Below are 24,537 nucleotides of genomic sequence, written 5' to 3'. Positions count from 1 at the left end.
CATCCTCCCTAGAAGCCCAGCACTTGCGATGGCAGCCACAACACCAGTTGCGGGAAGATCATCACGATGCCCGCCACCGCCAGTTGCAGCAGGATGAACGGAATCACGCCGCGGTACATGTCGGGCAAGGTGATCTCCGGTGGACTCACCCCACGCAGGTAGAAGATGGCCGGGGCCATCGGCGGCGTCAGGTAGCCGGTCTGCAGCATCAGCATGAAGAGGATGCAGAACCACGCCACGTCGAAGCCGGCCGCAGCGATCAGCGGCGCGAAGATCGGGATGAAGATCAGCGTGACCGACGCCCATTCCAGGAAGAAGCCGGCAATCAGCGTCAGGAACAGCACCAGGAACAGCAGACCCCACGGGCCGAGGCCCAGCGCGTCGATCAGGTTCTGCACCACCGCCATGCCGCCGGTGCCCGCGAACACACCGGTGAACATGTTCCCGGCGAGCAGGATCATCATGATCATCGAGGTGATGCGCAGCGTCGCCATCAGCGCATTCATGAAGATGGCCATGGTGAAGCGGCGGTAGAAGATGGTCAGGCCGACCGAGCACAGCGCACCCAGCGCAGCCGCCTCGGTGGGCGCGGCCCAGCCCATGATCAGCGAGCCGAGCACCGAGAAGATCATGATCATCGGCGGCAGCAGGGCATACACCGTGATGCGCACCTTCTCCCAGAAGCCGGGGTCGTCGGGCGAGGGTTCGCTGCGCGGGCCGTACTCGGGCTTGAGGATGCAGATGCCCACCACGTAGGCCGCGTAGCTGCCGGCCAGCAGCAGGCCGGGGAAGACCATGCCCATGAACAGGTCGCCAATCGACACGTTGGCCAGCGGGCCGAGCACCACGGCCACCACCGACGGCGGAATGATGGTGCCGAGCGAGCCGCCGGCACAGATGGTGCCGCTGATCAGCGCCTTGTTGTAGCGGTGCTTGAGCATCGGCGGAATGGCCAACAGGCCGATCACCGCCTCGGCCGCGCCGATGACGCCGGTCGAAGCGGCGAACAGGATGCTCATCAGGATGGTGCCGAGCGCCAGGCCACCGGGCAGACGCTTGGTCCACAGGTGGATGGCTTCGAACAGCCGGTCGGCAATGCCGGATCGCTCCAGCATCGAGCCCATGAAAACGAACAAGGGCACCGCCGCCAGCACGAAGTTGGAGGCGACCTCTTCGACCTTGTCGATGAGCAGGAAAATCAGGTTGTCGCCGAAGGTCAGCAGGCCGAACACCAGCGTGGTCGCCATCAGCGAGAAGGCCACCGGGAAGCCGACGAAGATCAGCATCAGCAGCATCGGGAACATCAACAGGGCAAGGTATTCGGACATCACGCGTTCTCCAACTCAGCGGACTTGCCCGAAACGATCTGGAAGCCTTTGATGATTTCGCCGACGACTTGCAGCGTCAGCACCACGAAACTGATCAGGAACACCAGCCGGTAGGGCCACACCACCGGGTTCCACGAGGAGTGGCCGGAGGTTTCGTTATCCACCCATGCGGTGTCGAAATAGCCCCACAGCCCCCAGCTCAACCACAGCAGGCAGGGCAGCAACAGAAACAGGTAGCCGGCCGTGCGGATGCCGGCCGTGACTTTGGGCGAAACGAAGTTGTCGATCAGATCGACACGGACATGCGAGCCTTCGCGCAGCGTGTAGGCCGCGCCGAGCAGGAAATGCGAGCCCATCATCATGTAGCCGATTTCGAAGGCCCACACCGTGGGCGCATTCAGCGCATAACGCGTGAATACTTCGTAGGCGGTGGCCAGCACCAGAGGCACCACCAGCCAGGCCGCAATCACACCGACACAGCCGGTGATGCGGTCAATAAGGCTCAACACCTTTTGCATGATTTTCTTCCCGGGATGCAGGGTCGGCACGCACCGCCCCCAAGGCCAGCCGGATCACGGCGTGACGCAGGGGCGGGTACGTTGCGAGAAACGGCGCTTACTTGGCGCCTTCGACCTTCACGTTGCGGTAGCGACCGGCGTCGGCCCAGAGCTTTTCGAACTCTTGCTGGCTCTTGAGCACGCGAGCGAACCACTGGTTGGTCTGCGCCTGCTTGTCAGCCCATTCCAGGCCGGTGCGGCGGGCGAGGTATTGCACCTCGGGGTCGAGATCGACGATCTCGTTGCCTTGCTGGCGATAGAACTCCAGCGCCTTGGCATCTTCCTGACCGATCTTCAGCCAGGATTCATACGTCACCAGCTTGGCGGTGAGCTCGATCAGCTCCTGGTCGGCCTTGGTGAGCTTGTCCCAGACGCGCTGGTTGATGACCATCTCGAACGGCGCGGTAGGTTGATGCACGCCCGGAATGATCAGGTACTTGGCGACCTTGGAGAAGCCCGGCGAGATGTTCTCCCACAGCGTGCCCCACTCGGTGGCATCGATCACGCCACGCTCGAGCGCCGCGTAGATTTCACCGCCCGGCGTGGTCACCGGCGCCGCGCCCATGGCGGCCGACATCTCGATCCACGCACCGGCGGTGCGCAGTTTCAGGCCTTGCAGATCCGCCAGGGTCTTGACCGGCTTACGCGAGTGCAGGAAGACCTCGGCCGTGCGGATGAACAGCGGCATCGACACCACGCCGAACTCTTTCAGACGGAATTCGCGCTGCAGCTCCACGCCGCCGCCTTCGTACAGCCAGTGCAGCATGCGCTCGGTGTCGAAGGTGCCGGCGTAGCCGCCGAACAGCACCGTGGTGTTGTCCTTGCCCCAGTCGTAGCCCATCCACAGATGGCCCATGTCGGCGATGCCGTTCTTGACGGTTTCGCTGACCTTCAGCGCGTTCCCCAACGCGCCGCCGGGAAACACCTGCACTTCCATGCGACCACCGGAAAGCTGCTTGAGACGGTCGGCAAACGCCTTGGCGCCGATGTCCATCAGCGGGCCACCGGCCCAGCCCGTCGCCATCTTCCATTTGCACGAGCCGACTTTCGGACACGACGTCTCCTGCGCCATGGCCGACGAGGCTCCGAACAGCGAACCGATTGCCAGCGTCAACGAGGCCAGCACCACGCCACATTTCTTTCTCATTTCAGTCTCCTCCAGTTGTTTTCACTGCTTTCGAGTCGCTCCCGCCGGGGGCGGAAAGGCCACTTCTTTATTGTTTTTATCCGCATGCGAAAGGCGCGCGAAGCCTCTGATCACACACGTATATGTGTAATATACTAGTTGTATGGCTTTACATCGTCAAGCATCAAAAGCGGCTCTGCGCATTGGCGTTGGCAACGATGACAGGGGCTTGCACCTATAATCGGCGCATACGATTTGCGGAGCACACGATGCCCAGGAAAACCTCCAGCCCGAAACGCTCTGCCGGCGCCACCGAAAAGCCAGCCGCGGGCAGCCCCGGCGAACCGCGCACCACACTCAAGGACGTTGCGTACGCGCAGCTCGAAGAGGCCATCGTCACCCTCAAGCTGGCACCTGGCGCCGTAGTGTCGGAACTGGCCATGAGCGAAATGACCGGCATCGGCCGCACGCCCATCCGCGAGGCCATCCAGCGCCTCGCCCAGGAAGGCCTCATCGTGGTGCTGCCGCAGCGCGGCCTGCTGATCGCCGAGATGGACGTGCGCAAGCAATTGCGCCTGCTCGAAACCCGCCGCGAAGTCGAACGCCTGATCTGCCGCAGCGCCGCACGCCGCGCCAACGAAGCGGAGCGCAAACGCTTTGCCGAACTTGCCGCCGACTTTCGCAGCGAAGCCGACGCCAACGACGACACCCACTTCGTGCGCACCGACCGCGAGTTCAACGAGCTGTGTCTGGCCGCCGCGCGCAACGAGTTCGCCGAAGGCGCCATGCGCCTGATGCACGGCCTGTCACGCCGCTTCTGGTATGTGCATTACAAGCAGGCTGCCGACCTGCCCGAAACCGCCCGCTTGCACGCCGCCATTGCCGACGCGATTGCGGCCGGCGATGGCAATGGCGCGGCGCAGGCACTCGACAAGCTCCTCGACAGCATCGAGGCCTTTACCAAGGCCACGGTGCTGTCCGATCTGTGAGCGGCGCGGGCAATCACTCGCGCGAGTGATCCCAGAAATTGGGCAGACGCGTGCTCGCATAGCCCGACCTGAAGGGTTTGGTTTCACCGGTCGCGGGGTCGAACACCTGGCGCTTGAGCGCGGCGATGTTGGCGCCGTAAAGATGGATGCTCACGCTGACACGGTCAGCATAGGCATTGCCCACGTTGTGAATGTCACCGTGATCGGGCGACAGGATGTCGATGTCGCCGGGTTCGAGCCGCCTCTCTTCCACCAGCCTCATCGGCCGGCCGTCGCCATCGGGCTCGTAGCGATGGCACATCTCGGCGCCGCGCAGCATTCCGATCAAGCCCCACACCGTGTGGTTATGCACCGGAGTGGTCTGGCCCGGTCCCCAGATAAAGCTCGCCAGCGAAAAGCGCTCGAGCGGATCGCAATACAGCAGGTATTGCCGGTAGAACTGGGGATCGGGCACGGCGAATTCGTCGGGCAACCAGTCGTCACGCGAGATCAATTGCTTCAGCAGCGCGTGCGCGCGTGCCAGGCGCGCTGCGTCATCCAGCGGCTGAGCCACGCAGTCGGTCATCTCGCGGATGAAGTGGCGCACATGTTCATGGGCATGCATGCAGTTCTCCTCAGGCAGCCGCTTCGAGCAAGGCTCGACGTGCCGCACGTTGTCGTTTGAACTGACCGTACAGGCCATACACCAGCGACAGCAGGCTGAGCGCCAGCAAGGTACCGGCGATCGGCCGCGTGAAGATGCCGACCCAGTCGAAGTTGCTCAGCATCAGCGCGCGCCGCAGACTGATCTCGGCCACCGGTCCGAGCACCAGGCCGATGATCAGCGGCGCGATCGGGTAATCAAGCTTGCGCAGCAGAAAGCCGAAGGCACCGAACACCATCATCACCACCACGTCCATGACGTTGTTGCGCAGCGCATAGACTCCGGTCATGCACAGCACCACGATGCCAGGGCCCACCAGCGCGTACGGCGCGTCGAGAATCTTGGCGAAGTAGCGCGAGGCCTTCAGGCCGAAGAAGATCATCAGCAGGTTGGCCACCAGCATGCCGATGAACACGGAATAGACCAGCTCCTTGTTCTGCACCAGCATCATCGGGCCCGGCACGATGCCGTGGATGGTCAGGCCGCCGATCATCACCGCGGTGGCGGCGCTGCCCGGAATGCCCAGCGCCAGCAGCGGCACCATCGAGCCGCCTACGGCCGCATTGTTGGCGGCCTCGGGCGCGGCGATGCCTTCGGGCGCGCCGGTGCCGAACTTGCTCGGATTCTTCGACCAGCGCACGGCTTCGCTGTAGCTCATGAACGCCGCCGTGGTGGCGCCCACGCCCGGCAACACGCCGATGATGGTGCCCAGAATCGAGGACCGCGCCAGCGTGCCTTTCATCGCCACCATCTCGCTGACCTTGGGCAATGCGGTGGATACCTTGGTGATGCGGTCGCCCTCCTTCACCCGCTCGCTGAAGCGCACCAGCACTTCGGACAGCGCGAACATGCCGATGATGGCCGGGATGAAACCGATGCCCGACAACAGCATGTTGTTGCCGAAGGTGAAGCGGCTGCCGCCGGTCAGCGGATCGATGCCCACGGTGGCGATGATCAGCCCGAGCATGCCGGCCAGCAGAGCCTTGAACACCGAACTGGAGCCGATGGAGGCAATCGCCGTAATGCCCAGCACGGCCAGCGCGAAGTACTCCGCCGGGCCAAAACTCAGCGCAATCTTGGCCAACGGCGGGGCCGCCAGCATCAGCACGATGCTGCCGAACACGCCACCGATGGCGGACGCCGCAAGCGCGATGCCCAACGCCTTGCCGGCCTCGCCGCGCTTGGCCATGGGGTAACCGTCCAAACCCGTACAGGCCGCCTCGGGGCTCCCCGGCGTGTTGAACAGGATGGCCGAAATCGAGCCGCCGAAGGTCGAGCCCACATACACCGAGCCGAGCAGCAGCAAACCCTCTATGGGGCCGAAGCCGAAGGTAAATGGAATCAGCAAGGCCACGCCGACCACACCGGTCAGGCCCGGCAGCGCGCCGAATGCAATGCCCCACATCATGCCGATGACGATGAACAGGAAGGTCATCGGGTGGCTCAGCATGTATTGCGAGGCGGTCAGAAAACCGTCAATCACGAGACATCTCCTCGGGGCCGGCACGCCGCGCCGGCCGCATTGCCGTTCAATAGAACATCCGGCTCAGGCTTTCGAATGGCCCCATGCCACGCGGCAGCGGAAGCTCCAGCACCTTGACGAAGGCCAGGGTGACGAGCGCCGTGAAAGCGAAGGGGTAGATCGTTCCAAGCAGGCGATTGCCGTAGCCGATCAGCCGGATGGCGAGGAACAGGAAGATCACCGTGGCGATCATGAAGCCCACGGTCTGCAGGCCGACGAAATACGCCACCACCAGCAGGGCCGAGGCCCCGAGCTTGGCCCAATTCAAAGGCTCACCCGTGCTTCCGGTCTTGCCCGCAGCCAGGCGCGTGCGGATGTTCACCACGTTCTGCCAGATCAAGGCCAGCGCCAGCACCGCAACGATGACGAGCAGGATCTTCGCCCAGAAGTCCATGTCGATGCCCTTGTAGCGCGGGAACCGCTGGAATCCGTCCGCAACGAACCACAGATACGCCGAACCGACCAGCAAGACCACCGCAAAGGCGGTGTCTGCAAGCAGCTTTTTCATTCAAACCTCCCGAAACGCATTCGGGGGGCGGCCGCTTCACGGCTCGCCCCCCGACGGGTCAGATGTGCCCCAGGCTCTTCAGCACGGCGCGGTAGGTTTCGATTTCGCTGTCGAGGAAGGCCTTGAACTCGTCCGGCCCGAGAAGCACCGAGCGGTACTGCAGGCCGTTCTTCTCTTCGACCGACTTGTAGCGCGGGTCCTGCACGGCCTTCTGGAAGATGCTGAACAACGCGCCGGCATGCGCCTTGTCGTCACCCTGCTTCAGGGCAAAGCCACGCCAGCGGCCGAGCGTCACGTCGATGCCGACTTCGCGCGCCGTCGGCACATCCGGCAGCACCGGCAGGCGCTCTTCCGAGAACACCACCAGCGGGCGCAGGCGACCGGCTTCGATCAGCGCACGCGACGGGCCGTATTCCTCGTACATCAGATCGGTGTGACCACCCAGCACGGCGGACACGGACTCAGCCCCCGAATCGAACGGCACGGCGTTCAGTTCGGCACCCGAACGGGCGTTCCACAGACCAATCAGGGTTTCGTCGAAACCGGCTGCACCGGTCATCGAGATGCTCAGCTTGCCGGGGTTCTTGCGCGCCTGCTCGACCAGATCCTGCACGGTCTTGATCGGGCTGTCGGCGTTTACGTAGAACAGACCCTGGTCGTACTGCACGCGCGCCACCGGCATGAACTTGGTAGCGTCGATACGACCCTTGGCGTGGTTGATGACCTCTTCAGGGCCGATGGCCATCAAGGTATGACCGTCGGCGCGACCCGAGAAGAACTGCGTGGCCGCCGGAATGCCACCGCCGCCGGTCACGGACAGGCCCACCAGCGACTTGCCGGTGATGTCGGCAAAGGGCTGGCCGATGGCGCGGATGAACAGATCGGTGCCACCGCCGGGCCCGAACTGGTTGATGGCCTCCACGTTGCGTGCGGGATAGCCCTTCACATCTGCGGCCACTGCCGGCGCGGCCACCCCCAGGCTGAGCGCCAACAGCGCCACGAACTTCGTGATTCTGGTCTGCATCGTCGTCTCCTTGGTCGTTATCGTCGTTATGCGGTGCACACGGCGCATCCGTTGGAACGTTCTGCTATGAATGCGCCCTAGAACTAATATATTAGATATGTACCAGTTGCATAGTATGAACATGCAAGGCGAGGGTCAAGCTTTCTTTCGCCCCATCGCACGGGTTCGTGATGGGCATCACGCTGCCCCCGCTCGTGCCAGCCAACGCGCTGCGCCGGAGGCGCTGCGGAATTCGTCGAAGGCATGCACCGGCACGGCGGGAAAGGCTTCTTCCACCATCTTTGCCAACGCCCGCCCGGGGCCGATTTCCAGCACGGCATCGACGCCGTATTCCAGCATCGCCTCCAGACAGTCGTGCCAGCGCAGCGGCGCATGGATCTGGCGCGACAGCTGCGCCACCGAATCGTCGTGCCGTGCAATGGCACGGCCATCCAGGCCCGACAGCAGCACACCGGCCGGGGCGCGCCACGGCGCCTGCGCCAGCGCGCTGGCAAACGGCGCGGCGGCCTGTGCAATGAACGGGGTATGGGAGGCGATGCGTACATCCAGCCGGCGCAGGTGGCTGGCACCGCTGCGCCGGGCCGCCTCCTCGAACTCCTGCAAGGCCGGCAGCGGGCCGCCGACCACCAGATGACGCGGGCTATTGAGGATGGCGATCGCCACCCCAGCCGCGGCGGCGAGTCGCGCCACCTCGGCTTCGGTGAGCCCCAGCACGGCGGTCATGCCGAGTGGCTCGGGGCAACAGGCCGCGGCTTCGTCCATGCATGCGGCACGGCGCGCGGTGAGCGCCAGCGTGGTGGCGACGTCCCACACGCCGGCCGCGCCATGTGCGGCCATCTCGCCGACGCTGTAACCGGCAAACAGCACCGGCTCGACGCCCTCGGCGCGCAAGGCGGCGGTGGCGGCGAGCGCATGCGCCACCACCAGAATCTGGGCCAGACGGTTGTCGCTGAAGGTGTCGGGGTCGCGCGTGGCCAGCGTGGCGACGTCGAAGCCAGCCTGCGCCGAGGCGAGTTCAAGCACCTGCGTGGCGGCAGGCATGTGAGCCAGACGCTCGAACATCGCGGGGTGCTGGCCGCCTTGTCCGGCGCACAGCAAGGCTATTCGCATGGCTCCCATCCCTGTCGCTCGCAGGCTGCGACGAACAAGGTCGCCGCCAGCAGATCGGCCGCGCCACCGGGGCTGAGGTTTCGCTCCACGAAGCGCTCATGCACCTCAGCGGCACGCACCCACGCCTGCGGCTGCAACATGCCGCCCGCTTCCATGAAACGCCGTGCCTCGGCACGTGCGAAGGCCAAGCCGGCTTCACCGCCACGGTACAGCAGGTTGTTATCGTCCAGTACTAGGGCAATCGCGTACAAGGCTTGCAGGCTGGCGCGTTTGAGGCCGGCCGGGCGTGCTGCCCGCAGCGCCGGCAGCGCGTGTTCGAGCACCACCGGAAAACCCGCCGCGGCCTGCTCGCGCGCACCCGGCGCCTGGTAGCGAAAGCGCACGAAGTCGCCATGCGTGCGCGCCGGGCCGGCGGGCGCGGCGCGCATGATCTCTGCGCCCCATTCACCGCCCACCGTGGCGCATAACATGCGAGCGGACGGACGATTGGCGGCATGCAGACGCCCCGCCGCGGCCGCCAGCAGACCCAGAGAAAAGATGGCGCCGCGATGCGTGTTGCGCCCGTCGGTGGCGCTCAGCATGCGCACTTCGGCAGCACGGCCGATGGCCGCCAGATCGGCAAAGCGTGCGCCGTCGGCGCCGGCTTCGGCCAGTTCGGCGAAACACCCGCGCAGGGCCGCGATGCTGCGCACGAAGGTGGCGGCATCCATGTCGGGGTGAGCACCGCAATCCTGCGGCGAGACCAGACCCGGCTTGAGCGGGCAGGCCAACTCTTGCGCCAGCGCGGTCAGCGCCAGTGCATCGATGCGCGCAAAACGCGCACGCCGCGCACTTGAATGCAACGGACGCGGCGCACGCGCAAGGCTCATGTCAGGCCATCCCGGCACGCACGCGCGCCGCGATCTCCTGCGCATGTGGGCGGCCGCCGCGCTCGGCGCCCAGACGGCGGCGCGGGTCATCGGCACCCTCTTCGGCTTCGAGCGCCGCCAGCAAGGCCGCGCGGGCGTCGCCTTCAAACACGCCGTGCAGGCCACCGATGCGCACGAAGTTGTCCACGCCCGGCCCGAGCACCGGCTGGGTGCGCGACAACTCGGCCAAGCGCTCTTCAGGGATTTTCGTGACGCGCGACATGGCGCTCGGCGCCATCAGGCGCAGCTCGGCACCGGGCATGGCGTAGCAGGCGCCGGTAGCCATGCCGGTGGCCATGAAGCCGCCGCTGATGGCCAGCGTATGCACCAGGCCAATCACCTTGTGACCGCTGCGCCGTGCGACATCCAGACATTTGGTGAGGTGGGCGATGCAGCCGTTGTTGCCCATCAGCTCGTCCCACAGGCTCAGACGCTGACCGGAGTTGTCGACGATCAGCACCAAGGGCCGGCCCGGCGCGTTGCGCAAGGTGTCGAGCACGTGGCGTGCCATCGCCAGCGCCAGATCGGCGCCGATGTGGGCCTGCTCGGTGGTGCCGATGACCGACACCGCCTGCTCACCCACGCGGGCCGGCCCGGCCAGCAGCTTGCCCTCGCGCCGAACCCCGTGGAACTCGCCGAAAAGCTCGCGCAGCAAGGCGTCAGCCGGATGCACTGTGGCTTCAGTCATTGCACCCCCTCCACCGAGCGCACCACGCGGTCGAACGCGGGCGCGTCGAGCTCGGGCACGCGCTGCGGCTCGGCCACGCCGAGTTCGGCCCACACTTCGGTGCCGTCACGGCAATCGGCAAAGCGCGCAATGCGTGCTTCGAGGCGTGCCTGCTCGGCCTCCAGCGCATTGATGTCGAGCCGGCGTGACTTGCCCAGCACATCCGCCAGCGCGGCACGAAAAGCATCCATGTCGTCCGCCACCAGCGCGTCGATTTCGCCGAGCAGGCGCCGATGCTTGGCGCCCATGGTGCGCCACACCAAGGCGCGATCGCGCGAGTCGAACTCTTCGATGCCCTCCACCGCCTCGATGACCTCCGGGCCGGAGATCGACAGCCGCCCTTCTTCGCTGGCGACGATCCAGTCGCACGAGCGGGCGATGATTGACATGCCGCCGTAGCAGCCGTTCTTGCCGCCGATGCCGACGATCACCGGAATACCGGCCGCGCGCACCGCCAGCACCGCACGCTGGATTTCGCCCATGGCGATCAGGCCGGCATTGGCCTCCTGCAGGCGCACGCCGCCCGAATCGACCAAGAGAATCACCCCGTCCGGTCGGGTATCGAGCGCGCGCTCGACCAGCCCGGTGATCTTGGCGCCGTGCACCTCACCCACCGAGCCGCCCATGAAGCTGCCTTCCTGCGCGGCGATCAGCACCGCACGACCGGCCAGCCGGCCTTCGCCCACCACCACGCCGTCGTCGAAGGCCACCGGCATGTCGAGCATCGGCAGATGCGGGCTGACGCAGCGCGCGCGCGGCCCGCAGAACTCGCGAAAGCTCCCGGCATCGAGCACGCCCGACACGCGCGCACGCGCACCGGCCTCGAGAAAACTGTGACGCGCTACCCCTCTCATGCCGCACCCCGCTTCAAGTCGGCCGCCGCCTGGTCGAGGCGCAAGCCGACCACGGCCGGCGTGGCCCCGCCGTCATTGATCGAGATGCGCACGTCGGCGAGTTGCTGGCGCGTGACGAAGTCAGTCAGCACCTGATTCCAGGTGCGCTCGAAACCGCGAATGGCGGTATCCACCACCGCCACGCAGTGCCCGCCCAGCGCTTCGCGCTCAAGCATCACTTCCAGGTTGCCGGAGCCGACGACACCGGCGTGAGCGAAGTCGCCCGGCGGAGGCGTGCCGCCGTCACCGAGCGTGAATTCCAGATGTTCCATGGCTACCTCACCAGTTGCGGAAGCGGGCGGGCGGGTCGTACAGGCCCTCCGACCAGCGCACCAGATCCTTGATCGAACGCGCGGCCAGCAAGTCGCGCGTGGCCAGTCGTGCATCCACCCCGAGGTCTTCCGGGTAGGCCACAGCGCCCTTCGCACGCAGCCGCTCGACCATCGCGCGGTCGCGCGCCATGCCCACTTCGGTGTAGCCCGCCACGCCGCGAATCGCTTGCTCGCGCTCTTCGGGGCCATCGCACAGCAGCAGGTTGGCAATGCCCTCTTCAGTGACGATGTGGGTCAGATCGTCGCCATACACCATCACCGGCGGCAGGGGCAGGCCGAAGGATTCCTGCAGCGCCCAGGCGTCAAGCCGCTCGACAAAGGTCGGGCTGAGCCCCTCGCGGAAGGTCTCGACGATCTGCACCACCAGCTTGCGCCCACGCGGCATGTGATTGCCACGCTGCGCCTCGGCGCCGGCCTTCAGCCACGGCTCGCTGCCATGACGCCGCCCGCGCGATTCGGAGCCGAAGTTGGGCGCGCCGCCAAAGCCGGTGATGCGCGCCAGCGTGGCGGTCGATGAATTGCCTTCGAGATCGATCTGCAGGGTCGAGCCGATGAACAGGTCGGAGTAGTGCCCGGCGAGCTGGCAGAAGATGCGGTTCGAACGCATCGAGCCGTCGCGGCCGGTGAAGAACACGTCGGAGCGCTCGGAGACGTAGCGCTCCATACCCATCTCCGAACCGGCACAGTGGATGCCTTCGACGAAGCCCGACTCGATGGCCGGAATCAGCGTGGGGCACGGGTTCACCGACATGTAGCGACAGATCTTGCCGCGCAGGCCCAGCGATTCGGCATAGGTCGGCAGGATCAGCTCGATGGCGGCGGTGTCGAACCCGATGCCGTGATTGAGCCGCGCCACGCCGTATTTCTCGTAGATGCCGCGGATGACCATCATCGCCATGCGGATCTGCACTTCGGTGATGGCCGCCGGGTCGCGCGTGAAGATGGGTTCGATGTAATACGGGCGCGGCGCCTCGACCACGAAGCTGACCCAGTCGCCGGGCACATCCACGCGCGGGACCTTGTCGACGATGCGATTCACCTGCGCGATCAGGATGCCCGACTTGAAGGCTGTGGCCTCGACGATGGCCGGCGTGTCTTCGGTGTTGGGGCCGGTGTATAGATTGCCGTCACGGTCGGCGGCATCGGCGGCGACAAAGCTCACGTGCGGCGTGAGGTCGCAGAAGTAGCGGCTGTAGAGTTCCAGGTAGGTGTGGATGGCGCCGACCTTGATGCGGCCCTCCTTCACCAGCCGCGACAGGCGCAGCCCTTGCGGGCCGGAATAACAGAAGTCCAGCCGTTCGGCGATGCCGCGCTCGAACACGTCCAGGTGCGGCGCCAGCGCAATGTTGGACTGCACGATGTGCAGGCCGTGCAGCTTCTCGGGCGAGGCACTCGCCAGGCACTCGGCCAGAAAATCGGCGTGCTTCTGATTGTTGCCCTCGATGCACAGCCGGTCGCCGGGCTCGATGACGGCCTCCATCAGCGCCACCACGTCGGCCGCCGCCACCAGCTTGCCGTTGGCGATCGCAGCAGCGCGCGCCATGCGGGCCTCGTAGCGCTTGCGCAGCACCGACCAGTCTCGCTCTGCGACGTCGGCCGATGCCGGCGCCGTCCCTGTCTCTTGCGTCATGCCTCACCTGCCTTCAGCTGGCCCCGGGCGGAGCTTCAAGTGGGATACTTCTAATATATTACTTGTATTGTGTCGCGGGAGAGACGATCACGCAAGCCATCCATGCAGATGAACAGCCATTGATTCAGATCAACTGACATACCAGGATCATCCCTCAGCATGTCCTCACGCATTTGCCGCGCACGCTCACGAGGACCGCAACATGACCCATCCCGAAAACCCCGCACAGCCGCCGCCACCGCGCTCGCTGGCGGACTTCATCGGCTGCCACGCCAGCATTGTCGGACACCTCGACACGCTGGGCGAGCTGAACCAGCTGCTGGCTGCTGCGCGCCGAGCGCGCGAACGCGCAGCCACTACCCTTGAAGTGTTCGAAGACTTGATCGTGAATCACCACGAAGAGGAAGAGCGCGAGCTCTTTCAGGCGGTGTGCAAAGCCGCCGCCGCGGGACGGGAGCGTGAAGAGGTGGTGGCGCTGACCGAGCGCCTTAGCACAGATCATCGACGGCTCGAAGCGCACTGGAAAGCCGTCCGGCCGGGGCTGGAGCGGATTGCGGCAGGTGGCACGGAAGCACTCGATCTCGAGGCCGTGCTGCGGCTGGTAACCGGATATCAGACCCACGCCCATTTCGAGGAAACGCGCTTTCTGCCCCTGGCCAGCCGCGTGCTGGGCCGGGCCGACCCCGAGCTGGCACAACTGGGCCATGCCCTGCACATCCGGCGTGCGATGAAAACCACCCCGACCTTCACCTGAGCGGCGCACCGCCCTCAGGCGGGTTCGTTGAGCCCGAGCAGGCTGGCCAGCGTGGGGGCCTCTTCGCGGCGGTCGAAGCAGATGCTGCGTTCGAGCGCTTCCAGGTGGGCCTGCATCAGTCTGGTGGCACCGGCCGCGTCGCGGCGCTCAATGCAATCGACGATGTGTTCGTGTTCGTCGTGCTCGCAACTGGCGTTGCCCGGCGGCTCGTACAGCGACACCACCAGCGCGCAGCGCGAGATCAGTTCGGCCAGATAGCCTTCGAGTACCGGATTGCACGCCAGCGCCGCCACCTGACTGTGGAAGGAGCTCGCCAGACGTGCCCACGCCGGCTGGTCGAAGCGGTGCATGGCTTCGTGCTCGCTGCGCAGATGGGTGCGCAAACGTGCGATGTCGGCCGGGCTGGCGCGCTCGGTGGCCAGCGCCACCAGTGCCGCCTCGACCGCACGCCGCGCCTCGAACACGGCACGGATCTCGTCCGGCGTGGGTACCGCAACCACGGCACTCTGATTGGGGCGCAGGCTCACGATGTGATCGTTGGCGAGCGCCTGCAGCGCCTTGCGCACCACCGCACGGCTGACCTTGTAGAGCTTGGCCAATGAGGCCTCGGGCAAACGCGTGCCGGGGATCAGCCGGCGATCCATCACGGCATCGAAGATCGAGCTGTAGATGCGCCGCTCGGCATCGCCGTTGCCGCGCGAGCTGGTCGAGGTGGCTTCGCGCACCGGCGTGCGCTGCCGTGCGGCCGGCTTTGCGGCAGGAGTGCGTGAGGTACGTGAAGTGCGTGGCATGCTCGTGTCGTGCGGTTCAGTGGGCGGTCGGCCAAGGTTCGAATCTTATCAACCCGGAGGCATTTCGGCCGCGTTCGCTGTTGCGGGCTGAATTCCAAGCGCATCGACATGCCGGCAGATGGCCCCCGGCGTGGTCATCCAGATCAGGCCGTCGTCACGCAATGCCGCAAGACGCTCCAGTGCGCGCCGCATGTGACGCAGGCGGTGCGGCTGGCCTACAAGGTAGGGATGCAGCGCCAGCCCCATCACCAGCGGCTGCGAGGCGGACTGCTCCAGCATCTCGTCGAGGTTGTCGAGCACCATGTCGAAGAAGGCCGGCGCTTCCATCTGGCGCGCGACCAGCATGGGAATGTCGTTGAGCTCCTGCGGATAGGGAATCGACCAGATCGCGCCGCCGTCACGCGTTGCCATGCGCACCGGTTGGTCGTCGTGGCACCAGTTGAGGGTGTAGCGGTAGCCGGTTTCGGCCAGCAGATCGGGCGTGACGCGGCTTTCCGAAATCCACGGTGACAGCCAGCCATCGGGCGCGCGGCCACTGCGCTGCGCGATGCGCTCGCGGCACCCCGCCAGCAGGGCGCGCTCGGTGGCTTCGTCGTAGTCCCCTTGCCGTACGGCATTGGTGTGGCCGTGACCCACCAGCTCGTCACCACGCGCGGCAAAGGCCGCCACCAGCTCAGGGCAATGCTCGTACAAAGCGGTGTTCAGAATGGTCGCCGTGGGCAGGCCGAGCGCATCGAACAACTCCAGACAACGCCACGCGCCCACGCGGTTGCCGTACTCGCGCCAGCTGTAATTGAGCACGTCGGGCTCGGGCATGGCCGGGCCGATCTTGGCGCCCATGCCCTCGCCGAAGGCGAAGTGCTCGATGTTGAAACCGAGGTACACCGCCAGGCGCGCGCCGTTCGGCCAGTCGTACTGCGGGCGTTCGGTGATGGCGCTGTAGCCGAAGCGCCCGTGGCCCGCCACCGGCGCAAATGCATCGTGCTTGCTCATCGACGCGTCCTCAGGCCTGGATGCCGGCGCGAGTCAGCAGCCATTCGGCGCTGTCGTTCCAGACATCCATCTGCACGATCTTGCCGCCCCGCAGCACGTAACGGTCGACATAACGGTTGCCCTCGAACGGCGTGCCATCGGGCCACTCGCCGAACAGCGTGCCGAGCGAATACACGATGGTCTCTTCCGGGCTGGCGCCAGCCACCACTTCGTAACGCTCGTACTTCTTCTGCACCTTGATGTAGCGGCCCTTGTTGAAGGCGGTGCATTCGGTCGGGTCTTTCATCTCGCGCCCGCCGGTGAAGCGGATGCGCATGTCCGGAGAGACGAACTGACGCGCGCCGACCGGATCGGGAATCATGATCGTCCGAAGATAAGTGTCGACAACTTCGACCATCTCGTGAGCGTAGTCGGTATCGGCGATGATCATGATTTGTGCGTTACTCATGGGATTTCCTCGTTCTGCACTTAAAGAGTGCGTTCATCATGGGCCGCGAACCGCAAAACAGGTGTTACCACTTGGCGCGATTCTTGCTGAAACTCTTGTACACAAACTTTTGAAACCACGGGCCGGGAATTGTCTGACTTGGCAACGCACCTGCGCCAGATCGCATGCCTGCCGAACACCTTTTCCCCACCCGCCTCAACCACGGAACTCTCATGCAAGCAAAGAAAACCATGCTCGTCACCGGCGGGGCGATCGGCATCGGGCGCGCCACGGCCATCGCCTTTGCCGCCAACGGTGCTCACGTTGTCGTCACCGACGTGCTCGATCGCGAGGGTGCGGAGGTCGTGCAACAAATTCATGCCGCCGGCGGCAGTGCCGAATTCAAACACCTGGACGTGCGCTCCACGGCCGAGGTCGATGCCGTGGTTCAGGCCGTTGAAGCGGCGCACGGTCACATCGACACGCTGGTGCTCAATGCCGGCATCGCGCATCGCGTGCCGCTTGAGCAGCTGACCGACGAGAAGTGGGATTTCACACTCGACATCGATCTGAAAGGCATGTTTCGCGTAGCGCGTGCCGCCTTGCCGAAGATGCGCACGCGCCGCAGCGGCGCGGTGGTGTGCCTGACGTCGTTGATGGGGCTGGCCTGGGGCTGGCGCGAGCACGCGCATTACTCGGCCGCAAAGTCCGGCGTGATCGGGCTGGTGCGCGGGCTGGCGATGGAAGTGGCCGGCGACGGCGTGCGCGTGAACGGCGTCTCGCCCGGCTTCGTCGATACCGCGCAGCTTGCGTCCGAAGAGCATTCGCTCGGCCGTGAGGGCATTCGTCAGGCCGCGGGTTTCATCCCGCTGGGCCGCGTGGGCATCCCCGACGAAATTGCAGACGTGATTCTCTTTCTGGCTTCGCCCGCCTCGCGCTACATCACCGGCCAGATCATCGTTGTCGACGGCGGACTCGTCGTTGCCGGCCGTTGAGGCCACTGGCCCGACGGCCCACCTCAAGCCTTTCACCGTTACAGGAGGACACCCATGCGCACTGTTCAGATGGAGCAGATGAACACCCGAAGCTTCAGCGAAAACGGCTATGACACGGCGATCATCCCGATCGGTGCCTGCGAGAGTCACGGTGACCACATGCCCTTCGGCACCGACGGTCTCACCGCGCACGCGCTGGCCGTGAAGATTGCCGAGAACTGCACGCGCACCTTCGTGCTTCCGCCCTACTTCTACGGCATGAGTCAGCACTACCGGCACAAGCCAATGTGCATTTCGGTGAGCAACGACACGCAGGTCCGCGTGCTGTCGGACATCATCGAATCGCTCCACCACTGGGGCATCCGCAAGATCCTGATCCTCAACGGGCACGACGGGAACATTCCCTGTGCCGAAGTGGCCGCGCGCGACATGAAAGTGCGGCACCCCGAGCTGTCGCTGGCGGTGTTCGACTGGTGGACCATCCTCGGCGAGATGCTGCCGCCCGACACTTTCGACACCTGGCAAGGCTGGGGGCACGCCGGCGAGGCGGAAAGCTCGATCGGGCTGGCGCTGTTTCCGCAGTGGATGCACATGGAGCACGCCCGCGGGCAGATACCCACTCGACTCGACCCCTTCGTGAAGGAGATCTGGACCTTCGACGAGCTCACCGCGTACGGGGCGACCGGCGCAGCCAATCGGGCCACCGACGAGAAGGGCAAGATGATCGTGGACGCGGTCACACGCTACATGACCGAGTACATGCTCCGCTTCGAGGCCGAAGGCCTGCAATATCACCCGGTGGACTCCGACGACTATCACGATTGAATAACCGGCGGGAGGGCGCACTCGCCGTCCCGCCGGCGCGCTCAGGCGCTGCGGCGCCCCAGATAGGCTTCCATCACCCGCGAATCGGAAGCCAGTTGCTTCGAGGGGCCTTCGATGGCCACCACCCCGTTTTCCATCACGTAGGCGCGGCGCGACACCGCCAGCGCCTGATTGGCGAGCTGCTCGACCAGCAGCACCGCCAGACCGGCCTTGTTCAGCTCGACCAGCACCGGGAACAGCATGTCGAGAATCTTCGGTGCCAAGCCCAACGACAGCTCATCGATCACCAACAAGCGCGGGTTGGAGGCCAGACCGCGGGCGATGGCGAGCATCTGCTGTTCGCCGCCGGACAATGACCCGGCGAGCTGGGTGCGGCGCTCGGCGAGCCGCGGGAATAGCTCGAAAGCGTGATCGATGGCCTGCTGGATTTTTTCCGGCGAACGCGAGAACACGTAGGCCCCCACGCGCAGGTTGTCTTCCACCGACTGGTCACCGAAAACGTGACGACCTTCCGGCACCATCGCCAGACCACGCTTGACCATCGCATGCGCGGGCAGACGCGTGACATCCTCACCGGCAAATTCGATGGAGCCCGCCGAGGGCGCGACGACACCGGAGATGGCCTTCATCATCGACGACTTGCCGGCACCGTTGGAGCCGATGACGGCAACGAAATCGCCCTCTCCGACCTGGATGGAAACCCCCTTCACCGCCTGGACATGGCCATACGCGACCTGGAGGTCGGAGATACGCAGCAATTCCTTGCTCATTGGTCCACCTGCTGTTCCGGGTTGATGGCGGCAGTGCCGAAGTAGGCCTCGATCACGCGCGGATCGTCCTGCACTTTTTCGGGCGAACCCGATGCGATGACCTGCCCGTAATCGAGCACCGTCACGTGGTCGGACACGGCCATGATCATGTCGACGTGGTGCTCGACCAGCACCACCGTGATGCCGAGGGATTTGAGGTTGCGAATGAGCGCGATGAGGTCGTCGATCTCGGCGTGCGTGAGCCCGGCGGCCGGTTCGTCGAGCAACAGCACTTCGGGCGACAAGGCCAGCGCGCGCGCGATTTCCAGCCTGCGCTGGTGACCGAAGGCCAGGTTCTTGGCGGTCTCGTCGGCGAAGTCCGCCAGACCCACGTAGTCGAGCAGCATGCGGGCATTGGCGCGCATGCTGCGCTCCTCGCTGAAGTAGCCGGGCAGACGCGCCACGGTGCTCGCAAAACCTGCGCTGTAGCGCGAATCGAAGGCCACCAGCACGTTCTCTTCCAAGGTCATGTCGGCGAACAGCTCGGTGTTCTGGAAAGTCCGCGTCAGGCCGTTGCGCGCGATGCGGTCACTGCGCGTCGCATTGATGCTCTTGCCGCGCAGGGAGACCTCGCCTTCGGTCGGCTTGTAGAAGCCCGACAGAGCATTGAGCAAGGTCGTCTTGCCGGCACCGTTGGGGCCGATGATGGCGTGGACGGTGGCACGCTGGATCGACACATTCACACTGGAGACCGCGGCCAGGCCACCGAAGCGGATGGTCAGATCTTTGGTGGACAACACCGGCCCGTCGCTCGCCGCGTCGATGCGCAACAGAGCGGACGCCTCGTCCGACGGTTTGGGCCACGCCTCGGGACTGCGCTCGCGCTGCGACGAGCGGTTGCGCAGCAATTCAAACCAGTGCTTGACGGTGCCGACGATGCCGCGCGGTAGGAAGAAGATCACGACGGCGAGCAATGCGCCGTAGGCAAACAGTTGCCACTTGCCGAAGGCCTGCAGTGCGTTGGGAATCCAGGTCAGCACACCGGCACCGATGATGGGGCCGAGCGTGGTGCCGGAGCCGCCCAGGATCACCATCAGCAGGAAGCGGATAGAGTCCGCAAAGGTGAAGGTATCGGGATTCACGTAGCGGTTGAGGTAGGCATAGAGGCCCCCGGCAATGCCGGCATACACGGCCGCGATGACGAAGGCGAATACCCGCCGCGCGGTCGGGTCGAGGCCCAGCGAACGCGCCGCCACTTCGGACTGCGCCACGGCTCGCATCGAGCGCCCGAAGCGCGAGTACATGACGTTGTGGTGGATCAGGAAGCACACGAACAGGATCACCGCGATCAAGGCGTACAGGCCTTCGGTGCCAAGCTCGCCAAAGCCGAAGTCGATGCGCGGCACATTCGAGATGCCCAGCGTGCCGCCGGTGACAGTGCGCCAGTCGACCACCACGTTCTGCACGATGAGGCCGAAGGCAATTGTCACTACGGCAAGGTACACACCCCGCACACGCACCGTCGGGTAGGCCAGCGCAACACCGAAAATCGCGCTGAGGGCAATTGCCGCTCCCATCGCCGGGATGAAACCCCAACCAAAGTTGGTTGCCAGCACGGCCGCGGTGTAGGCCCCCAGGGCATACAGACCCGCCTGCCCCAGTGAGACCAGCCCGGCCAGGCCGACCAGAATGTTCAGGCCCATGGCCACCAGCGCATACACCATGAACAACATCACCACGCGCAACTGGAAGCTGTTGGAAACCAGGAACGGTGCCAGGATCAGAAACGCGCCAAACAGCAGTGCAATGACCGGGAAGGCATTTTTCGAGAGGAGGGATTTCATACCTTTTGCACCTCTTTCGGAGCGAAGATGCCTTTCGGGAAGATCAGCAACAGAATGATCATTACGCTGAAGCCGACGACCTCACGCGCAGCGGTAGAGCCAAAGCCCTCGACGAAACGCTCGAGAATGCCGTAGCAGAATCCGACGATGACCACGCCGCGCGCATTCGACATGCCGGCGATGATGGCCACCAGAAAGCCCTTCAGGCCCAACAGCAAACCCATGGTCGCGGACACCTGCACGATGGGCGCAGCCAGAATGCCGGCCACCGCGCCGAGCGCGGCGGCAACGGCGAACGAGATGGAAGCAACGCGCTTGACGTCGATGCCCATCAGCCCGGCGGCCATCGGGTTGAGCGCAACCGCACGCATGGCGCGGCCGAGCATGGTGTGCTTGTAGAAGCCGTCGAGCGCGAACAGCAGCGCAATGGCGGCCACCGGGACGAGCAGCTCGTGCATGAACACGCCTGCGCCCATGAAGATGATCGGCTCGTTCATCAGCGGTGATGGCAGCGAGCGCGGGTCGGAACCGAAGGTGATGGTGACAAAGGCCTCGAGCATCAGCCCGATGGCGATGGTCGACAGCATCCATCCGATCGACGATGGACCGTGGTTGAGCGGGCGCACCGCAACGCGTTCGATGATCACGCCAAACAGCGCGGATACGGCGATCGCAATGGGTATGCCGAAATACAGCGGAATGCCCGACCACATCAAGGCAACCGAGATGACCGCGCCGATCATCAGGGTGTCGCCATGGGCGAAGTTCACCGCCCGAACGGCCGACCACATGATGTAAAAGCCGAGGGCCACAATCGCATAGATTGCGCCAATGACCATTCCGGAGAGCAGGTACTGAATATAAGCGGACATGGTGACTCGCAATCGAGTCCGACAGCGGCCGCTCCCTTGCGCAGGAGCAGCCGAGCCGAAACGTTGGTTCGTGATGAGTTACCGAGGGGCGAGCACCAGAGGCCGCCCCTCGCCCTGCGCGAATTACTTCGGTGCGTAGGGGGTCTGCTCGATCGGCTGGATCTTGCCCTGGTGCCATGCGGTCCATTGGTAGTTTTCCGGCAGGATCGCGTTATGGCGCTCGGGCGTGAAGGCCGGCGCATAGTTCTGCACGATGCCCTGGTAATTCACTTCGTACAGCGCATCACGCACCTTGCTGCGGTCGTATTCACCCGCCTTCTTGATGGCTTCGGCAAGGATGTACACCGCGTCGTAGGTGTTGGCCGCACCCGAACCGTGGCGGATTTCTTCCGGCGACTTGAGGTTGTTGTTCTTCATCATCGCGTCGAGAACCGCTTTCGGACGCTCTTCGAGGTCACCCACCCACGAATAGGTCTGCAGCACGATCATGCCGTCGGCCAGATTGCCGGCGAGCTCGCCCAACGTGCCGGTGTTGCCCCAGGCCGAAACGATGGTCGGCTTGTAGCCGATGCGCTGCATTGAACGCAGGATCTGGTTGGCTTCGAGGTCACGCGAGTACAGGATGACGGTGTCGACCTTGGCATTGCGCAGGCGCATCAGTTGCGCCGTCATGTCGCGGTCTTCCCACTTGAACGACTCCATGCCGCCCAGCTTCACGCCTTCGGCTGCGGCACTGCTTTCGAGGTCGGGCACGGCGCCCTGGCCCCAGCCGGTGTCTTCGTACATCACGCCGATGGTGCCGCCCTTGGTGACTTCCTTGCTCTTGCGCACCAGCGCGAGCGCCTGCCAGCGGTCGAACATCGACACGCGGAAAACATAGTTGGGATCACGCTCATTCTCGGTGATGCGGGTACCGGCCGAGATCACGGCGATGTAGGGCATCTTGGCATCGTGCACCGGCTCGACCACGGCCAGCGCCACGCCCGAATGCCAACCACCGAACATGGCGATGCAGTTGTCGGCCTCGGCGATGCGGCGTGCGTTGTCGACACCTCGCGGCGGCTGACCGCCATCATCGTATTGCACGAAGCGCAGCGGCTTGCCCAGCACGCCACCGGCTGCGTTGATTTCGTCAATCGCGACCTGGGCCCCCATGCGAATGGACTCCGCCGCCCAGGCGGTGGGGCCGGTGATCGGCAGCGAAGCGCCGATACAGGGTTCGGCTGCATGAGCGGAAACGGAAAGCGCGCCAGTCGAAAGAAGAGCAGCCCCAAGCAGGCTACGAACATTGCGGGAAGTCATCTCACTGAATCTCCTTAAACGAAATCGCCTCTTGAGCGACCGTGGGTGGACAGAGCCCTTCCTCAACCAACAAAGTGCAGACAGTTTGATTTCAGGCTTGCAGACACATTTAAGCAAGCGCTGTTCCAGTTTGATTGCGGCCAACGATTTACCGTGGATTCCCCAGTGGTGGCAGGGGGCAGGCTAGATTCAGCAATTCTGGATACACGATGTTGGCCACAACGCATCACAAAATGTGTGCAGCTCGCCGCACGCCGGCTCTCTTATGGTGCGTGCATCCGATTCGTGGCCGGACGACAGGCCTGCGCGGCCGTCCGAGGCCACACAGAAAAAACGAAAGGCCCGACCTGGCTCACGCCATGAGCCACCCTGCCCTCAGCATGTGCCTACCCACCAAGGAGTACGCACATGTTCACGCTCTACCTGACCCTCACCGCCCTCATCGCTGTACGCCTCGGCTGGCACATGGCCACGCGGCTGGATCGCTTCGACTGGCAGTACGGCGAGCCGTGGCTGCACTTCGGGCTGACGCTGCTGCTGTGGCCGGTGTTGTTGCTGCGGCCGAAAGCGCTGCGCCGCACGCTGATCCACCCCGAATTCACCACGCGCGACCAACTCGGCATCAGCCTCGCGGCGCGGGCCCGTGCGCTACAGCGCTGCAACTGGCCGTCGTCGATGTAATCTGCCGGCTTCCGTCGCAAAGGCTCTACATGGACCGCACCGAGCGCTTCTACAACATCGACCGCCTGCTCAACGAGCGTGGCGTGGTGCCGCTGGATGACTTCCTGCGCGAGCTTGAAGTCTCGCGCGCCACGTTCAAACGCGATCTGGAATACCTGCGCGACCGCTTCAACGCGCCCATCGTTTGGGACCGCGATGCGGGCGGTTACCGCTTCGATGCGCCGTCGCACGGCCCGCGCTACGAGCTTCCGGGCATGTGGTTCAACGCCTCCGAGGTGTTTGCGCTGCTGACCATGCAGCAGTTGCTGAAGAATCTCGAACCCGGCCTGCTGGCCGGGCACGTCGAGCCGCTGCTGACGCGGCTGCGCGCCATTCTGGGCAGCCAGGGCGAGTTCAGCATCGACGACATCGAACGCCGCATCCGCTTTCACCGCCACGCCGCGCGCAATCACGACGCCCAGCACTTCACGCCGATTGCCACGGCGGTGTTGCAGCGGCGGCGCCTGGTCATCGACCACTACGCGCGCTCGCGCGACGAAACCACGCAGCGCGAAATCTCTCCGCAGCGCCTCACCTTCTACCGCGAGGCGTGGTACGTGGATGCCTGGTGCCATCTGCGCAAAGGTCTGCGCAGCTTCGCGCTGGACGCCATTCTGGCGGTGCGGCGCGGCGACAGCGCCGCGCACGAGGTTGCGGACGAAGCACTGCGCCGCGAACTGGATGCCGGCTACGGCATTTTTTCGGGGGGCGGCATCGACTGGGCCGAACTCGAGTTCACGCCCGAGCGGGCGCGCTGGGTGAGCCACGAGGTGTGGCACAAGGACCAGCAAGGCCACTTCCAGCCCGACGGCAGCTACCGCCTGCGCGTGCCCTTCAGCGACCCCACCGAACTGGCAATGGACGTGTTGCGCCATGCACCGGAGGTGCGCGTGCTGGCGCCGGAGACCTTGCGACTGCACGTACGGCGGCGCCTGGAAGAGGCGCTTCAGCGCATTTGAGGTGCAGAG

General features: G+C 64.9%; 26 protein-coding genes. 6 read left to right on the top strand and 20 right to left on the bottom strand.

Annotated elements, in window-relative coordinates:
- Positions 1–8: 8 nt before the first annotated feature.
- The 3 genes from AC6H0W_RS04310 to dctP form a co-directional block, all read right to left on the bottom strand.
- Positions 9–1,328 (bottom strand): TRAP transporter large permease, encoded by a 1,320-nt coding sequence (locus AC6H0W_RS04310; protein WP_497575889.1) that lies wholly within the window; start codon positions 1,326–1,328, stop codon positions 9–11.
- Positions 1,328–1,846: a TRAP transporter small permease subunit gene (locus AC6H0W_RS04305; protein ID WP_497575888.1), complete on the bottom strand. Its 519-nt coding sequence runs from the start codon at positions 1,844–1,846 to the stop codon at positions 1,328–1,330. The genes AC6H0W_RS04310 and AC6H0W_RS04305 overlap by 1 nt, the downstream gene beginning before the upstream one ends.
- A 97-nt stretch (positions 1,847–1,943) precedes the next feature.
- Positions 1,944–3,032, bottom strand: coding sequence for a TRAP transporter substrate-binding protein DctP (dctP, locus tag AC6H0W_RS04300; protein WP_497575887.1), 1,089 nt, complete (start codon positions 3,030–3,032; stop codon positions 1,944–1,946).
- A gap of 248 nt (positions 3,033–3,280) precedes the next feature.
- Between dctP and AC6H0W_RS04295 the strand changes: the two genes are divergently transcribed.
- Positions 3,281–4,000 (top strand): GntR family transcriptional regulator, encoded by a 720-nt coding sequence (locus AC6H0W_RS04295; protein ID WP_497575886.1) that lies wholly within the window; start codon positions 3,281–3,283, stop codon positions 3,998–4,000.
- Between the two features lie 13 nt (positions 4,001–4,013).
- On the opposite strand, the gene AC6H0W_RS04290 is transcribed toward AC6H0W_RS04295, so the two are convergent.
- From AC6H0W_RS04290 to mdcA, 10 genes are all read right to left on the bottom strand, one after another.
- Positions 4,014–4,604 (bottom strand): cysteine dioxygenase family protein, encoded by a 591-nt coding sequence (locus AC6H0W_RS04290; RefSeq protein ID WP_497575885.1) that lies wholly within the window; start codon positions 4,602–4,604, stop codon positions 4,014–4,016.
- A 10-nt stretch (positions 4,605–4,614) separates the two neighbouring features.
- Positions 4,615–6,126, bottom strand: coding sequence for a tripartite tricarboxylate transporter permease (locus AC6H0W_RS04285; protein ID WP_497575884.1), 1,512 nt, complete (start codon positions 6,124–6,126; stop codon positions 4,615–4,617).
- Between the two features lie 46 nt (positions 6,127–6,172).
- On the bottom strand, positions 6,173–6,673 hold the full coding sequence (locus AC6H0W_RS04280; protein ID WP_497575883.1) for a tripartite tricarboxylate transporter TctB family protein: 501 nt from the start codon (positions 6,671–6,673) through the stop codon (positions 6,173–6,175).
- Positions 6,674–6,731: 58 nt separating this feature from the next.
- Positions 6,732–7,697 (bottom strand): Bug family tripartite tricarboxylate transporter substrate binding protein, encoded by a 966-nt coding sequence (locus AC6H0W_RS04275; protein ID WP_497575882.1) that lies wholly within the window; start codon positions 7,695–7,697, stop codon positions 6,732–6,734.
- A gap of 177 nt (positions 7,698–7,874) precedes the next feature.
- Positions 7,875–8,807, bottom strand: coding sequence for a malonate decarboxylase subunit epsilon (mdcH, locus tag AC6H0W_RS04270; protein WP_497575881.1), 933 nt, complete (start codon positions 8,805–8,807; stop codon positions 7,875–7,877).
- Complete coding sequence (gene mdcB, locus AC6H0W_RS04265) at positions 8,798–9,676, bottom strand: triphosphoribosyl-dephospho-CoA synthase MdcB (protein ID WP_497575880.1); 879 nt, start codon at positions 9,674–9,676, stop codon at positions 8,798–8,800. The genes mdcH and mdcB overlap by 10 nt, the downstream gene beginning before the upstream one ends.
- A gap of 1 nt (position 9,677) precedes the next feature.
- The gene (locus AC6H0W_RS04260; RefSeq protein ID WP_497575879.1) at positions 9,678–10,403 is read right to left on the bottom strand and encodes a biotin-independent malonate decarboxylase subunit gamma; all 726 of its coding nucleotides are present in this window, start codon (positions 10,401–10,403) and stop codon (positions 9,678–9,680) included.
- The gene (locus tag AC6H0W_RS04255) at positions 10,400–11,296 is read right to left on the bottom strand and encodes a biotin-independent malonate decarboxylase subunit beta (protein WP_497575878.1); all 897 of its coding nucleotides are present in this window, start codon (positions 11,294–11,296) and stop codon (positions 10,400–10,402) included. The genes AC6H0W_RS04260 and AC6H0W_RS04255 overlap by 4 nt, the downstream gene beginning before the upstream one ends.
- Positions 11,293–11,607, bottom strand: a complete 315-nt coding sequence (mdcC, locus tag AC6H0W_RS04250) for a malonate decarboxylase acyl carrier protein (RefSeq protein WP_497575877.1) — start codon at positions 11,605–11,607, stop codon at positions 11,293–11,295. Before mdcC ends, AC6H0W_RS04255 begins: the two co-directional genes overlap by 4 nt.
- Before the next feature lie 7 nt (positions 11,608–11,614).
- Entirely contained in the window at positions 11,615–13,297 is a 1,683-nt protein-coding gene (gene mdcA, locus AC6H0W_RS04245) for a malonate decarboxylase subunit alpha (RefSeq protein WP_497575876.1), read from the bottom strand.
- A 202-nt stretch (positions 13,298–13,499) separates the two neighbouring features.
- Between mdcA and AC6H0W_RS04240 the strand changes: the two genes are divergently transcribed.
- Positions 13,500–14,051 (top strand): hemerythrin domain-containing protein, encoded by a 552-nt coding sequence (locus AC6H0W_RS04240; protein ID WP_497575875.1) that lies wholly within the window; start codon positions 13,500–13,502, stop codon positions 14,049–14,051.
- A gap of 14 nt (positions 14,052–14,065) precedes the next feature.
- Here AC6H0W_RS04240 and AC6H0W_RS04235 read toward each other — a convergent pair whose 3' ends face one another.
- From AC6H0W_RS04235 to AC6H0W_RS04225, 3 genes are read right to left on the bottom strand one after another with little or no spacing between them, the layout of a single operon-like run.
- On the bottom strand, positions 14,066–14,842 hold the full coding sequence (locus AC6H0W_RS04235) for a GntR family transcriptional regulator (protein WP_497575874.1): 777 nt from the start codon (positions 14,840–14,842) through the stop codon (positions 14,066–14,068).
- 48 nt (positions 14,843–14,890) lie between these two features.
- Positions 14,891–15,835, bottom strand: coding sequence for a polysaccharide deacetylase family protein (locus tag AC6H0W_RS04230; RefSeq protein ID WP_497575873.1), 945 nt, complete (start codon positions 15,833–15,835; stop codon positions 14,891–14,893).
- 10 nt (positions 15,836–15,845) lie between these two features.
- Positions 15,846–16,283 (bottom strand): hypothetical protein, encoded by a 438-nt coding sequence (locus tag AC6H0W_RS04225; protein ID WP_497575872.1) that lies wholly within the window; start codon positions 16,281–16,283, stop codon positions 15,846–15,848.
- 212 nt (positions 16,284–16,495) lie between these two features.
- On the opposite strand from AC6H0W_RS04225, the gene AC6H0W_RS04220 reads away from it, so the two are divergent.
- A complete protein-coding gene (locus AC6H0W_RS04220) occupies positions 16,496–17,257 on the top strand; it encodes an SDR family NAD(P)-dependent oxidoreductase (RefSeq protein ID WP_497575871.1) in 762 nt (253 codons plus the stop codon).
- A 54-nt stretch (positions 17,258–17,311) separates the two neighbouring features.
- Positions 17,312–18,082, top strand: a complete 771-nt coding sequence (locus AC6H0W_RS04215; RefSeq protein ID WP_497575870.1) for a creatininase family protein — start codon at positions 17,312–17,314, stop codon at positions 18,080–18,082.
- A gap of 41 nt (positions 18,083–18,123) precedes the next feature.
- On the opposite strand, the gene AC6H0W_RS04210 is transcribed toward AC6H0W_RS04215, so the two are convergent.
- From AC6H0W_RS04210 to AC6H0W_RS04195, 4 genes are all read right to left on the bottom strand, one after another.
- Positions 18,124–18,852 (bottom strand): ABC transporter ATP-binding protein, encoded by a 729-nt coding sequence (locus tag AC6H0W_RS04210; protein ID WP_497575869.1) that lies wholly within the window; start codon positions 18,850–18,852, stop codon positions 18,124–18,126.
- A complete protein-coding gene (locus tag AC6H0W_RS04205) occupies positions 18,849–20,675 on the bottom strand; it encodes a branched-chain amino acid ABC transporter ATP-binding protein/permease (RefSeq protein WP_497575868.1) in 1,827 nt (608 codons plus the stop codon). The genes AC6H0W_RS04210 and AC6H0W_RS04205 overlap by 4 nt, the downstream gene beginning before the upstream one ends.
- A complete protein-coding gene (locus AC6H0W_RS04200; protein WP_497575867.1) occupies positions 20,672–21,547 on the bottom strand; it encodes a branched-chain amino acid ABC transporter permease in 876 nt (291 codons plus the stop codon). The genes AC6H0W_RS04205 and AC6H0W_RS04200 overlap by 4 nt, the downstream gene beginning before the upstream one ends.
- A gap of 123 nt (positions 21,548–21,670) precedes the next feature.
- Positions 21,671–22,849, bottom strand: coding sequence for an ABC transporter substrate-binding protein (locus AC6H0W_RS04195; protein ID WP_497575866.1), 1,179 nt, complete (start codon positions 22,847–22,849; stop codon positions 21,671–21,673).
- A 408-nt stretch (positions 22,850–23,257) separates the two neighbouring features.
- On the opposite strand from AC6H0W_RS04195, the gene AC6H0W_RS04190 reads away from it, so the two are divergent.
- Together AC6H0W_RS04190 and AC6H0W_RS04185 are read left to right on the top strand one after the other, a co-directional pair.
- Positions 23,258–23,530 (top strand): hypothetical protein, encoded by a 273-nt coding sequence (locus AC6H0W_RS04190; RefSeq protein WP_497575865.1) that lies wholly within the window; start codon positions 23,258–23,260, stop codon positions 23,528–23,530.
- A gap of 29 nt (positions 23,531–23,559) precedes the next feature.
- Positions 23,560–24,528, top strand: coding sequence for a helix-turn-helix transcriptional regulator (locus AC6H0W_RS04185; RefSeq protein WP_497575864.1), 969 nt, complete (start codon positions 23,560–23,562; stop codon positions 24,526–24,528).
- Positions 24,529–24,537 lie beyond the last annotated feature (9 nt).

The sequence above is a fragment of the Pseudazoarcus sp. NS20 genome (assembly GCF_059703745.1).
This window is presented reverse-complemented; position numbering and strand designations above follow the sequence as displayed.

Excerpts from the sequence above, each read along its gene's own strand:
- AC6H0W_RS04310 (WP_497575889.1), bottom strand. The coding sequence starts at position 1,328 with ATGTCCGAATACCTTGCCCTGTTGATGTTCCCGATGCTGCTGATGCTG.
- AC6H0W_RS04305 (WP_497575888.1), bottom strand. The coding sequence starts at position 1,846 with ATGCAAAAGGTGTTGAGCCTTATTGACCGCATCACCGGCTGTGTCGGT.
- dctP (WP_497575887.1), bottom strand. The coding sequence starts at position 3,032 with ATGAGAAAGAAATGTGGCGTGGTGCTGGCCTCGTTGACGCTGGCAATC.
- AC6H0W_RS04295 (WP_497575886.1), top strand. The coding sequence starts at position 3,281 with ATGCCCAGGAAAACCTCCAGCCCGAAACGCTCTGCCGGCGCCACCGAA.
- AC6H0W_RS04290 (WP_497575885.1), bottom strand. The coding sequence starts at position 4,604 with ATGCATGCCCATGAACATGTGCGCCACTTCATCCGCGAGATGACCGAC.
- AC6H0W_RS04280 (WP_497575883.1), bottom strand. The coding sequence starts at position 6,673 with ATGAAAAAGCTGCTTGCAGACACCGCCTTTGCGGTGGTCTTGCTGGTC.
- AC6H0W_RS04275 (WP_497575882.1), bottom strand. The coding sequence starts at position 7,697 with ATGCAGACCAGAATCACGAAGTTCGTGGCGCTGTTGGCGCTCAGCCTG.
- mdcH (WP_497575881.1), bottom strand. The coding sequence starts at position 8,807 with ATGCGAATAGCCTTGCTGTGCGCCGGACAAGGCGGCCAGCACCCCGCG.
- mdcB (WP_497575880.1), bottom strand. The coding sequence starts at position 9,676 with ATGAGCCTTGCGCGTGCGCCGCGTCCGTTGCATTCAAGTGCGCGGCGT.
- AC6H0W_RS04260 (WP_497575879.1), bottom strand. The coding sequence starts at position 10,403 with ATGACTGAAGCCACAGTGCATCCGGCTGACGCCTTGCTGCGCGAGCTT.
- AC6H0W_RS04255 (WP_497575878.1), bottom strand. The coding sequence starts at position 11,296 with ATGAGAGGGGTAGCGCGTCACAGTTTTCTCGAGGCCGGTGCGCGTGCG.
- mdcC (WP_497575877.1), bottom strand. The coding sequence starts at position 11,607 with ATGGAACATCTGGAATTCACGCTCGGTGACGGCGGCACGCCTCCGCCG.
- mdcA (WP_497575876.1), bottom strand. The coding sequence starts at position 13,297 with ATGACGCAAGAGACAGGGACGGCGCCGGCATCGGCCGACGTCGCAGAG.
- AC6H0W_RS04240 (WP_497575875.1), top strand. The coding sequence starts at position 13,500 with ATGACCCATCCCGAAAACCCCGCACAGCCGCCGCCACCGCGCTCGCTG.
- AC6H0W_RS04235 (WP_497575874.1), bottom strand. The coding sequence starts at position 14,842 with ATGCCACGCACTTCACGTACCTCACGCACTCCTGCCGCAAAGCCGGCC.
- AC6H0W_RS04230 (WP_497575873.1), bottom strand. The coding sequence starts at position 15,835 with ATGAGCAAGCACGATGCATTTGCGCCGGTGGCGGGCCACGGGCGCTTC.
- AC6H0W_RS04225 (WP_497575872.1), bottom strand. The coding sequence starts at position 16,283 with ATGAGTAACGCACAAATCATGATCATCGCCGATACCGACTACGCTCAC.
- AC6H0W_RS04220 (WP_497575871.1), top strand. The coding sequence starts at position 16,496 with ATGCAAGCAAAGAAAACCATGCTCGTCACCGGCGGGGCGATCGGCATC.
- AC6H0W_RS04215 (WP_497575870.1), top strand. The coding sequence starts at position 17,312 with ATGCGCACTGTTCAGATGGAGCAGATGAACACCCGAAGCTTCAGCGAA.
- AC6H0W_RS04210 (WP_497575869.1), bottom strand. The coding sequence starts at position 18,852 with ATGAGCAAGGAATTGCTGCGTATCTCCGACCTCCAGGTCGCGTATGGC.
- AC6H0W_RS04205 (WP_497575868.1), bottom strand. The coding sequence starts at position 20,675 with ATGAAATCCCTCCTCTCGAAAAATGCCTTCCCGGTCATTGCACTGCTG.
- AC6H0W_RS04200 (WP_497575867.1), bottom strand. The coding sequence starts at position 21,547 with ATGTCCGCTTATATTCAGTACCTGCTCTCCGGAATGGTCATTGGCGCA.
- AC6H0W_RS04195 (WP_497575866.1), bottom strand. The coding sequence starts at position 22,849 with ATGACTTCCCGCAATGTTCGTAGCCTGCTTGGGGCTGCTCTTCTTTCG.
- AC6H0W_RS04190 (WP_497575865.1), top strand. The coding sequence starts at position 23,258 with ATGTTCACGCTCTACCTGACCCTCACCGCCCTCATCGCTGTACGCCTC.
- AC6H0W_RS04185 (WP_497575864.1), top strand. The coding sequence starts at position 23,560 with ATGGACCGCACCGAGCGCTTCTACAACATCGACCGCCTGCTCAACGAG.